The sequence below is a fragment of the Lysobacter enzymogenes genome, from assembly GCF_017168095.1.
Taxonomy (GTDB): Bacteria; Pseudomonadota; Gammaproteobacteria; order Xanthomonadales; family Xanthomonadaceae; genus Lysobacter; species Lysobacter enzymogenes_D.
Genome location: NZ_LXSD01000179.1, coordinates 1 through 241 on the forward strand (window position 1 = coordinate 1; position 241 = coordinate 241).

Below are 241 nucleotides of genomic sequence, written 5' to 3' on the forward strand. Positions count from 1 at the left end.
GGAATTATTGGGCGTAAAGGGCGCGTAGGCTGGTTAGTAAGTTAAAAGTGAAATCCCGAGGCTTAACCTTGGAACTGCTTTTAAAACTGCTAGCCTAGAGATTGAAAGAGGATAGAGGAATTCCTAGTGTAGAGGTGAAATTCGTAAATATTAGGAGGAACACCAGTGGCGAAGGCGTCTATCTGGTTCAAATCTGACGCTGAGGCGCGAAGGCGTGGGGAGCAAACAGGATTAGATACCC

General features: G+C 46.5%; 1 rRNA gene. It reads left to right on the top strand.

Annotation, left to right across the window (positions count from 1 at the left end):
• A 16S ribosomal RNA gene (locus A7A76_RS04880) occupies window positions 1–241 on the top strand; the annotation flags it as partial.